At 58.1% G+C, this 7324-nt stretch carries 5 protein-coding genes; 1 reads left to right on the forward strand and 4 read right to left on the reverse strand.

Features of this window, described 5'->3' with window-relative positions:
- Window positions 1-258: 258 nt before the first annotated feature.
- Window positions 259-867, reverse strand: a complete 609-nt coding sequence (locus NKJ17_RS33090; protein WP_352691894.1) for a hypothetical protein — start codon at window positions 865-867, stop codon at window positions 259-261.
- A 174-nt stretch (window positions 868-1041) separates the two neighbouring features.
- On the opposite strand from NKJ17_RS33090, the gene NKJ17_RS33095 reads away from it, so the two are divergent.
- A complete protein-coding gene (locus tag NKJ17_RS33095; RefSeq protein ID WP_352691896.1) occupies window positions 1042-1992 on the forward strand; it encodes a DUF4238 domain-containing protein in 951 nt (316 codons plus the stop codon).
- Here the strand turns inward: NKJ17_RS33095 and NKJ17_RS33100 are convergent.
- The 3 genes from NKJ17_RS33100 to NKJ17_RS33110 all read right to left on the reverse strand — a co-directional run bounded on the left by NKJ17_RS33100 (window position 1989) and on the right by NKJ17_RS33110 (window position 7128).
- Entirely contained in the window at window positions 1989-2597 is a 609-nt protein-coding gene (locus NKJ17_RS33100) for a HEPN domain-containing protein (RefSeq protein ID WP_352691897.1), read from the reverse strand. The two genes, NKJ17_RS33095 and NKJ17_RS33100, sit on opposite strands and share 4 nt — an antisense overlap.
- Complete coding sequence (locus NKJ17_RS33105; RefSeq protein ID WP_352691899.1) at window positions 2590-3618, reverse strand: ParA family protein; 1029 nt, start codon at window positions 3616-3618, stop codon at window positions 2590-2592. Before NKJ17_RS33105 ends, NKJ17_RS33100 begins: the two co-directional genes overlap by 8 nt.
- 585 nt (window positions 3619-4203) lie before the next feature.
- Complete coding sequence (locus NKJ17_RS33110) at window positions 4204-7128, reverse strand: ATP-binding protein (protein WP_352691900.1); 2925 nt, start codon at window positions 7126-7128, stop codon at window positions 4204-4206.
- Window positions 7129-7324 lie beyond the last annotated feature (196 nt).

Here is a 7324-nt window from a genome sequence, read left to right on the forward strand (position 1 = left end):
ATAACCATCGCCTGTGGCCCGCGGGTTCCTTCCTCGGGGACTTTCGTACGCCTGCCGGCGCCCGAAACTCTTCACGGAAGCGGACTGGCGGCTTACTGTATGACTCTGCCTAGATGCGGCCGTTCCCCTGTTGGCCCCTAAGCTGAAATCAAAATTCCCTGGGTGAACGCCTGCCGCGACTTCCCGTCGTGGGCGATTCAGAAAGCCGCGGACTGGTGGAGCCGTGGTGCCCGCGATGGGGACGATATCGGGCACTTCCTAAGCGATGTTAGGCTTTCGATCGGCCACAACATTGTCGAGCGCCAGCGGCTGCTGGTCAGCATCGACCACATTGCCGGTTAACCCGCTGATAAGCTCGGTAGCCATGGTCCCGGCTCTCTTGGACACACGGCGAATGCTATCGCGGGTCGACTGACTTCTCTTAATATTTTTGCGAAGCTCCTCGGCGGTTTTCCTGTCTTTCAAGCTGTCTAGAAGGCTGACTGACTCCTCAAAAATCTCCAACATCTCGTCTTGGATCGCAGCGGCCTTCTCCATTTCTGCGGCGAAGCCGTGAAGCTGATCCGTGACGTTCTCGACATCCGCAAAGAACTGGCGTTGCCTGGCTCGCGATTCCATGGCCTGTGCGGCCATACTTCCCCAGTAAATCAGCGCTCCCATAGATACCAGGAAAGTCACGGCCCTTAAGGCGAACTGGCTCCAGCTCAGCCCGTCGGTGTTCGCCCAAGCGACCACGGGGCTGACATAGCTCCAGGCGCCGCCCAATATGACTATGACTGCACCGGCTGCTGCCAGACCAACCAAGCCTTTGGCCGCGCGCCTGCCGAAGTATTCCTCGAACTTGTCGAGAAAGCCTAGATCCACCATCCAATGCCCCCTTCTTCTCCCTTCAATATGTGCAAGATTGAGCGGTATTGTAAGGGCACTGCACGCTCAACCGAGCTGCAAGGGGATCTGCTGGGAGAAATGGCGGCGGAAGTCGACGCCGAATGAGTTTGCCAAGTACTGACTAAGGCCCATCGACTCTGTTAAGTCGGTTGTGTGTCAAGTCCACAAAAGCATCACTTCCTGCCCGTCTTTTACCTTTCGCAGTGGATGCGGGAAAACAAGGTCGTCGAGTACAAAAAGGTCTATGGTGATAAGATTGGGATAAAGAGCCCGCATCCCAACTCGACCGGCTTCATTATGCGCCTTTACGAAAAGCGCGGCCTGCCAGAAGACATAGCACAAGAATTCGAGAGTGCGTTCCTGGCACCGGTTGATGATCGCGCGGCCGAGAGCTTGTATGAGATGTTAGAGGCCAAACTTGGCGGTACGCTGCGGCCGGGACGACGCCTCGCATGGACGCATTTCTTGCTGAGCTTGTTGTTTCGAATGCCGGAGGACATTGAGCTGCTAAAGCGCAACGTTCGCAACGACTGGATTATGTCTATCCCTGATATGCAGGACCGTTATGTTGAGCTGAAACGGCCGGAAGATCCTGACTTGTTAGCTGATTATCTCAACACTCAAGAGATCTCGGTGTTTGAGGAGTCCGCGATGTCGATTGCGCGGCGAATGATGAACCATACCAACGTTGCAAACCGGATCCAGGCCATGCACTGGTCGATTGTTGAGCTCGATGAGGCGCCAATCGAGTTACTCACCTCCGACAGGCCTGTGATCATCACCAGCCGTCTTGGCCAGCCGGATTCGCATATTCTCTTGCCAATCGGTCCACATCGCCTGTTCGTCGCCGTGCAAGATCGCAAGAATTCACGTTGGCTGCGCAACCGCACGCACCGCGACCTTGTAATGCTGATTAATAAACGGGTCGTCGGTAACGCCAACCGGCTGGTCTATGCCGGCAACGAATCCCAGACACGTTTTATTTTCAATCGCTTTGGGAAAGACCGGGTCGCCAGTCACCTCGAACGCTTTCAGGCTTACCGGGAGGATAAGCGACAGCGCTTACCGGCTGAACTGCAGAACCAACTCGGGCCAGAAAGCTAGGCCACAAGTCCAACGATGGTGTTGCCACACAATTCAAGGAAGTCCGTGACGGCCTTAACCTCGGGGGCCGTAATGGCGGTTTTAACGTTAGTGAGCGGGTTCCTGTCTGACTCGTGAACAATAGCGTTCCTACGACCTACAATGAGTTTCAGCGTCGTGCGTGCGTCGTCAACGGTCTTGCCCATAACTCCAGCAATCTTCACCCATTTGTTCTTTTCGCCCCAAATGAGCGAAAGGCCCTCGGCCACCTTCTCCGGGTCTTGGAACGTCAGGCGGGATAGTTTCACCACTACCTCTGTTTGGAATACGAACTCCTTAGGTGGCACGGTGGCTGACACCAAGGCGCCGTGAAGCTGGAGGCTTATTGGCTCAGCCTGATATTTGTCGGTCATGGGACGTGCCCCGGAATAGCATGCAACCATACCGATGCGGATGATGTCGTGCATGAGCTTGTCAAAGGCACTGAGGCTATAAACGATCTGTGATCGCAGCAGGTCGTCGTAGGAGAATGGCCCCTTAACGTTGTCCGCCAGATAGTTGAATAGCGCCGTGAGGTCTCGGGCCTCCGCAATGCCGGCGTTGAAAACGGCACCGGCATTATACATGGGCGAGGATAGCTATAATCTTAGCGCCGATCTCATCGAATTGCGCTCTGAATGACCCCCGCTTCTCCTGAAACCCTGCCATCACAGGCCCAGTCTCGTGAATCTCCGCATCGCTCAAATCGAAGACGGGAACACCTGCTTCGTGCGACTTTGGCAGAAGTCCCTGAAAGTCGGGGATTTCCCCGAGGCAGAAAGCGTCGTCAGCTATCCCCTCGTAATCCGCTGTTGGCAGCGTCATTCCAACTGCCGCCCAGGCCTTAAAGACGCTTCCGGAGACTTTGGCTTTAATTTCTCCGATGTTATCTCGATAGGGCTTAGCCGCCTTCCCTTTCCGGATATTGAAGCGCTGAATGAGTACCCCGACGAACTTGGGGATGCCCGCTGGCAGAGGATAAGCCGAGTTGGCAAAGAGGTCGACGGCGCCCTTTTTCCAACTCACCCAGCGCGGCAGCACTGTGGTTAGCGTGTCCAGCGCCATTATTGAGAACGGATCGGGATTGGTTGGAACAATGAATGCATCGGATATCAGCAGCAGGTTCTGATTGATCGCACTGAGACCGGGATTCAAGTCAATAATGGTGTATTCGATGTTATACCGCTGCTCAGTCAGCCGGAGCAGTTCGGCGAACGCTCCTGGCAGGTTCTGCAGGGTTGTAATAGCGTTGTTGGCAGTTTGAGCAAACGTCAGAGACGCATCGTACTCAGACAGGTTTGCGTGACCGGCAAGCAGGAAGAGGTTCGGCGCTCGCGGCGGACTGAAACACGCCACGGGGGCGATGGGCACCGGTCGACCGTCGAAAGCCGCTGAGACACCGTCTTTGATGTTCTGGTTCTTGGTTGCGTCCTCGGTGTAATACCTCTCGAAATCATCGCCAAGTATGAGGCCGCTGAGGTTGCACTGAGGGTCCGCATCCACCAACAGGACTCTGCTGTTGCGCGCGATAGTCCAGCCGATGTTGTAGGAAGAGGTGGTTTTGCTGACGCCACCCTTATGGTTGAAGACTACGAGGCGCTTGGCCATCGGCGATACCTTTTCGGCGAAATTGCAGGTTCTACATATTCTGATGCAGTATTTGGCGCCATCGAAATCAGGACGGTCGAGCGGTGATGACCAGTTTTCCCCCGGCTAAATCTGTGGGATGATTCCCCGTCAATATATAGGCCTGCGTATAGGCCTGCCATTTGAATGCTTCCGATCGTGTGTACCTCTCGCGCGTGGCCGCTCTAGGCTGCGTGGTGGTTTTCCCGGAAACCGGTGAATGCTGTTGCTCCCCAGCCGAAATCCATCATCCCCGTGCCGGTCAGGAGATGGGGCAACGTCCTGGCCATTCCCAAGCGATTCCGCTGTGTTTCGCGCACCACTCAGCGCCAATCTGCCCTGCCCTTCGGACATACCTTCCACGCGGCTCTCAGCACGACTTTTGAAGCGTGGTAACAGCGGCTTGGGCGTCATCGAAAAAGTCCCATCCAGACTCTCGGTCAATCGAAGGAATGTGATGTCTGCTTATCGGCACCTGCATTACAGGCCGCAATGACCAACATGGGGCGCATACTTGCCGTCAAATTCGGCGTCCTTCACTGGTTCGTTCACGTATTCCGGAGGAAATTACTGTGCGAGTTGATGGATCCTCGTTCCCGGTACGACAGCCTCAGCGATTTCACATAGATGCTTATGGTGCGTCAGGTAGATGACCTGACCTGTGTTTGCCATCGCTCCGAACAGCCTGAAAACCTCCTCCGAGCGAATATGGTCGAACGTCTCCATGATGTCGTCGGCGACGAATGGGACCGAGGGCCGAAATTGCGCGAACTCGTAATAACCGGCGAGTCTCAGGGCAAGGTACAGCTGAAATCGTGCACCCTTTGAAAGCGCTTCGGTGACCTTGGATTGCCCGTCACCCTGCACAGCAATGAGAACCTCACCACCTTTTACAGGCTGGGTTGTCAGCCCCGAATACTGGCCACGCGTCATTAGCTTGAACGCGTCTGATGCGCGCGCCATCATCCCCGAGCGGTGGCTCTCACGGTAGATCCGCAAAGCATTTCCGGCCGACATGATGCCAAGCTTCAGCTCAATGTAGCGAACGGCCTTCTCCTCGATTTCCAACAGGGTCGTGCGCCGTTCGGCATCCAGGCGTGCAACCGCACTATCACCGCCGATGGCGTCCAGCTTGTCGGCCGCGCGCGTCTGCCGGATCAGCTGTTGCTGTATGGTTTCATCGAACTGGCGAAGCCGCTGCTCGCCCTCAGCCTTCTCGACCGCGAGGCTGTCGAAATCGATCGCGTCCAGGATCGAGCGTGCCTGATCGAATCCATCGACTGCGAGTTCCGCCACTACCCGTTCCTCAAGTTCGGCGACGGTAGTGCGCAAGCCATCGCGCTCACGCAGCAGCTCGTCGCGTTCGACTACCTCGGACAGAGTGGCGACGCCAAAGACGCCCAGCACTTCATTCTTGCGGCGTTCGTGTGCCGAAATCTCGTTTTCGAGTATGTCGCGCGCCTCCCTCAGACGCGTCAGGTCGTTGCCGAGGCTTGCCTTGGCTTCGCGTGTCCGCTCGGCGCGCTCTAGGCGCTCGGCAAGGCGGATGGCCAACTGCTCCGGCTCGCCATCCTTTGTTGGCTCATTGACTTCAACAGCAACGGCGATGACCTCAATCAGAAAATTGTCCCTGTCGGTCTCCATCTTTGCGATACGCAGTTGGAGGTCGTCCCGTTCCCGCAGGCTTCTTGAGAGTTCGGCCAACTGATCGAGCACGGTGCCGACGCCTGACGCAGAGAGCCCGCTTTCGAGCCACGTTCCCTTGAGCGCTTCGGTAATGCCGGCCAGCCATTCCTCCTCGCGACGCTCGGCCACACCTACGGCAACCCGTCGGGCCGCTAGATACTCTTCCTTGGAGCTCACCATTCTGAGCGCCTCGGCATACTCTGCATCCACCGTGCGCTGCCGGTCCAGAAACAGCTCCGCGATGGCCATGATTGCTTCGAGGGTGTCGCCGGGTTCTGATACTATGCCGACGCTTTCCAGCGCCGCTCTCATTTCCAAGCGTATCTGCTCGCCGGCGTCAGCGGCTCGCTCGGCCTTCAAGCGAGCAAGTTCGATCTGCTCCCAGGCAGCGAGCGCATCGCTGCGCGCCTCGATCTGATCCTCGATCCTTTCGATCAGGCGCTCAGACGAAGGTTCCACGGCTTCTCCGAGCAGGTCGCTGGCGGTTACACGGATTTCCAACAATTGGGTATCCGCATCCTTGACGAGCTGTTGGCGTTGGATGCCGTTTCGTGACAGGTTGGCCGTGGCCTCGGCCAGGGCACGCGTCATTGCTCGGATCTCGGCCAGATCCGCCGCGCCGGCCAGCCGGCCTGCGCTGGCAACGTCATCGCGCGTCAGTGCCACGGCGAAATCGTCAGCGGTGTCACCGGTCAGCGCTGCACGGTGCGATGCCCATGCATTATCGCGGAGACGGCGGATGGCGGCAGCCGCTTCATCGTCGACAACGTCGACCGAGGCTCGAAGGGCATCCAATCGTGCGGCGAGCATGGCATGGTTGCCCTCGTATTCGGCGAGGCGTTCGGCAAGTACGGCGGTGTTCCTTGCCAGTTCTAACGCTACTGTCTTCCAGTCGGCAATCTGCCCGGCGCTCGGAACCGCAACGTTGGCGAGAGCGATGGCATCTCCGTTCCATGGACGCAAGCGAGCCAGCGACGCCTTCCATCGGATTGTTCCCGCATCTCCCGCCTCGCGAGCCGTGCTGATCTCTGCCTTGTGTCCGCTTGCTCGCGCTTTCGACAAAGCCGAGCCCAGCCTTGCCCTGGCGGGTTCGGGCACCGCCCTTTCCTCGCCGACCCGCTGTCTTGCCACCTGCAACGCATCGAGCGCTGCCGCCGCCTCGTCGCGGGCGGCGCGCGCGCCCGTAGCAATACCGGACCTCTGCTCGACCATAGCGCGAACGACGCCAACTGTGACGGCAGGCAGAAGCAGCGCGACAGGATCCGGCTCGGAAGATCGGCCCAAGGCGGCAAGGCAGCTTGCCACGGTGTTGTTGAGGATCTGCAGCCCCATCCTGCGAGTGGGCAAGTCAAAGCCGGCCGCGGTATGGCGCACCTTGCTCTCCGCCAACCCGCGGATGCGTTCGGAAATCGACAGGATCGATTCATCCTCGTCGACCGCAGCGACTTTTGCCGCCAGGCGCTCGACCTCGTCGATGTTTGCAGACAGCCGCGTTCTGAGGCTGGCATCGTCATCGATCAGTTCGGTGACACCACCCGTCCAAGTGCGGGCCGGGGAGGCGATGGCCGGCAGCTCATTCAGCCGAGCAACCTTGCGCCGGATATCCGCCAGCATCGGCGCAGCACGCACGTAACGAGCAATGGTATCCAGCCTGGCCACCAGCACCGCTCGATCACTAATGGTCCCGTCGTATTGCTGCGCTGCATCGAGACGTTCGGCCTCCAAGCCCTCGTAGGTCGATGCAAGAGTGTCGATCGCATCCCTGCGCGACTTCACGTCAACAAGGCGCTTCTTCAGCAGCGCCAATTCGGTGCCATGCGCCTGCTTCCGATACAGAGCGTCTGCTTCGGCTTCGAGGGCGTTCAACGTATCACTTGCGTTCCCAAGACCGGCGCTGGCAGTGAAGAGTAGCTTGCCGCAGGGGAATCGCATATGGCGATTTTGGGGTTGAGTTTAGGCTGAGAAAGGATTCTTTGGAGAGGCAGTTGAGCGAAGGAGCGAC

The sequence above is a fragment of the Mesorhizobium sp. M0208 genome (genome assembly GCF_040322015.1).
Lineage (GTDB): Bacteria > Pseudomonadota > Alphaproteobacteria > Rhizobiales > Rhizobiaceae > Mesorhizobium.